Source organism: Levilactobacillus hammesii DSM 16381 (genome assembly GCF_001434395.1).
GTDB classification, from domain to species: domain Bacteria; phylum Bacillota; class Bacilli; order Lactobacillales; family Lactobacillaceae; genus Levilactobacillus; species Levilactobacillus hammesii.
Window position 1 is genome coordinate 1 of the sequence record NZ_AZFS01000031.1, and the last position, 3,664, is coordinate 3,664.

Annotated in this window: 2 protein-coding genes; both read right to left on the reverse strand. The window is 42.1% G+C overall.

Annotation, left to right across the window (positions count from 1 at the left end; translation table 11 throughout):
* Positions 1–207 precede the first annotated feature (207 nt).
* Positions 208–1,587: an FAD-dependent oxidoreductase gene (locus FD28_RS02145; protein WP_020090499.1), complete on the reverse strand. Its 1,380-nt coding sequence runs from the start codon at positions 1,585–1,587 to the stop codon at positions 208–210.
* 68 nt (positions 1,588–1,655) lie between these two features.
* The gene (spxB, locus tag FD28_RS02150) at positions 1,656–3,467 is read right to left on the reverse strand and encodes a pyruvate oxidase (RefSeq protein WP_042254363.1); all 1,812 of its coding nucleotides are present in this window, start codon (positions 3,465–3,467) and stop codon (positions 1,656–1,658) included.
* Positions 3,468–3,664: the final 197 nt, after the last annotated feature.

Here is a 3,664-nt window from a genome sequence, read left to right on the forward strand (position 1 = left end):
TATCAGGTTATGCTGACAAATTTGTCCAAAAATTCGGATTAAATTTGCAATCTACCTTACAAAGCTATAAATAAATGTGTTATTTGGAACTTTGGATACATTAAATTATTAAAAAGACAGGTTAAGAGCAATAATTTTCTTGAGTCATTGCCTTTAACCTGTCTTTTTTATATTTATCGTATTATCTATCAAAAAAGGGAAGCCGCTTTATTTCTTAGTAAACTCACTTTCACCTAGCGCATGTTGAGCAGCCAAATTCAATAAACTCCATTGCCGATCAAACCCAGGTTGGAAAAAGAAATCTGCTTCAGCTAGGTCCTCTAAGGTTAGCCGGTATTGAATGGCCAAAGCCAACACATTCCCCTGCGCTGTGATGTCATGCTTTGATAGCACTGCTCCACCGACTAGGCGATGATCAAAAGGTTGGAAGAAAAGCTTTGTATAAGCTTTTGTATTTCCCTTGTCTTTTGGTATAAAAGCCGGCCGCAGATTATCTTCATAATAGGAACTGTTAACGTTGATGCCCGCACGATGCGCAGTGAAACTATTTAATCCACTTTGAGCAAAGTTGTAACTGAAAACACTCAAAGCAGAGGAGCCAACGACACCAGAAAAGGGCGTAGTGGGTATTTTTTCAAACAAATGCTTAACGATATACCGCGCCTCACGACGGGCCACTGTTGCTAAGGCGATTGGCATTTTCTTATCGGCAGCCACCGAGTAGGCCAAGGTCGCATCGCCGAGCGCGTAAACATTCGACAAATTTGTTCGCAAATAGGGGTCATTTTTGATCCAGCCACGTTCATCAAGATCAACAGTTCCTCTTAGCCAGTTGGTATTGGCTTTAACCCCGGTAGCTTGAATAACCAAGTCGCTTGGAAAATTGTCCTGCTTACTCTTGACCCACTCCACTTGTCCGTTGCGACCACAGAATTCCGAAATTTCGATATTTGTGTGAACTTTAACTCCTCTTGTCGCCAGTTCATTACTTAAAATATCAGTTAATTCGGCATCTAGATAGGTACCCAAAGGACGGCTGATAACGTCTAATAAAGTAACCTGTTTGCCTGCCTTGGCGGCAGCTTCAGCGGCCTCGATACCAATGTATCCGGCTCCGACAATTGTTACATTTTTAATGTTATCATCAGCTAGCTTAGCCTTGATTTTCGTCGCCCAATCATAGCCCCGCATCAGGAACACATTCTCTAGATCCGCACCGGGAACGGCCAATGCATTGGGGGTCACCCCCGAACTGAGAATCAGCTTATCATAGCTAACTTCGGTGTCCTGATTACTTTTAAGATTTTTTACTGAGACAGTTTGTCGACTCTGATTAATTTTAGTTACCAAATGATTATCTAGAATGTGCACGTTTGCTTGTGGAAAGCTGGCTGGACGAAAATTACGGACGTCATGGACAGACGTAACGTCATTTTCCAGGTAAAGTTCCATTCCGCAAGACATAAAGGAAATAAAATCGCCAGCTTCAAACAAGGTAATGTCAATATCGTCATATCTATTAAGTAGTTCAATAATTGCTTGGTGACCACCATGTGAAGCACCAACAATCACAACTTTTCTAGTCACATTAATACCTCCAATCAGTAAATAATCAGTTTAGAATACTCAGAAAACTACACCCCAAAACGATTAATCTAGAAGCCACCTTGTCCAACTTCGTTTTGTGCATCAGTTAGTCCATACTTAGCCAAATATGTTGCGAGGGGGTGTAAGTCTTCTGCAGCGTAGCGTTGTTTGAATGCTTGAACTTCATTTATTGGATAAACCGACGAATCCAACCGCAACTTTTCAGCGGGTAATGGTCGCTCCCCGGTAATGACAGCATCAATTAAAACCGGTTCTGTTTTGGCAAGATCTCTTGCCTGATTGAAGGTGTCAGTTAGTTGATCGATTCTATCAATTCGAAATGCTTTCATGTGCACGCCAGATGCGATTTTACTAAAATCAATGTCATTAAACTCTACCCCGATAAAGTCATTTTTATTTGTATCTTCCTGCTCATCTTTAATGAATCCATATTGATGGTTGGTAAAGACAACGTTAATAATTGGCAAACGGTACTGAACCTGGGTTGCTAGGTCTTGCATCGTCATGGCTGCTCCTCCATCACCCGCTAGATTAAAAACCTGCCTTGAAGGATAATTCAGCTTCGCTGCAATTGCGCCAGGAATTCCTACGCCCATTGTTGCAAACAAGTTTGACGTAATATGTTGGTTTTTCGGAGTCAGCTTCAGATGACGATTAGCGTTTAGATTGATGTCACCAACGTCAATCGAAAAAACTGCATCGGGGTCAGCGACCTGGTTGACTGCCTTTAATACTTGGTATGCTTGCAAGGGCCCATCTGTTTTGTTCTCTAAACTAGCCAGATATTGCCGCCAATTTTTATTGTTGGCTAGGTTTGCTTGCCACCAAGGAGTTGCATCACGTTCATTAATCTGTTGTAAAATAGCTGCTAATGCTAATTTGGCATCAGCGAGGACAGCGACGTTTGTTTTGTGCCGTTTACCCAATTTTGCCGGATCAATATCGATTTGGAGGAATTTAGATGTATTCTTAAAAGCTTTAGAGACCTCAGCAAAAGGATAATTATTGCCGATAAATAAGACTGTATCAGCTTGTGCTAGCGCCTCATTGGCTGGTTTTTGCGCCACTCTGTTGGCTGATCCCAGGTAAGCCACGTAATCGTCGGGGACAATGCCCTTGGCCGGATAGGTGCTGATTAATGGAATCTTTAGTTGTTGACTTAATGCTTGTAGTTCTTTTCCAGCACCCCGCGTGCCAATTCCGTAATAGATTAGTGGTCGTTTGGCCGTTTGAAGTATGTCAACCACTTGTTTTATTTTTTCAGGGTTGGGCTGAGGCAGAAGGGGTTTTTGGTAACTATTGGCTGAGGAGTACCAATCTTCAGCCTTAATTAGTTGCCAAGGTAAATCAACAGGTATTTGAACGACTGCAACGCCTTGGTGCGCATACGCCCGGCGAATTGCCTCGTCAATTACATGGGGAAGTGTGTTGGCATTTACCGCAGTAACATTATAAATGGCGACGTCGGCATAAATGGGATTCTCGTTCATTTCCTGAAAAGTATCCATATTCATACCGGAGGTTCCAAATTGACCAATCAATGCTAATACTGGAACATGGTCTTCTCGGGCATCGTACAAACCATTTAATAAATGAGTTCCGCCAGGGCCTGCTGACCCAAAGCAAACGCCGATTTTTCCTGTAAGTTTGGCATCGGCTGCAGCTGCCATCGCGCCGACTTCCTCATGACGAACTTGGATGTACTGCAGCTGGCTTTTTTCGGCCTCAAGAGCATCCATAACCGAATTAATAGAGCCACCAGGAATCCCATATAAGTGATCAACTTGCCATGCTTCTAGCACTTTGAGAAGTGCAGTGCCGGCAGAAATTGTAGTTGCTTTGGTGTGTTTGGTAATCATAAAAATGCCTCCTACTAGAATGTGGTGCACAATTTAATTTTTAACAATGTAGTTAAAGTCTATTCTCTTTCGACACTAAAATCAAGCGCTTACATTTTTGAAATTTAAATCACCTTTTCCTCTCTAAAAGAGAAAAAGGTAATGGTAGATTGCAAATTTAATCCGAATTTTTGGACAAATTTGTCAGCATAACCTGA

Coding starts and splice junctions, on each gene's coding strand:
- spxB (WP_042254363.1), bottom strand. CDS start 3,467: ATGATTACCAAACACACCAAAGCAACTACAATTTCTGCCGGCACTGCA.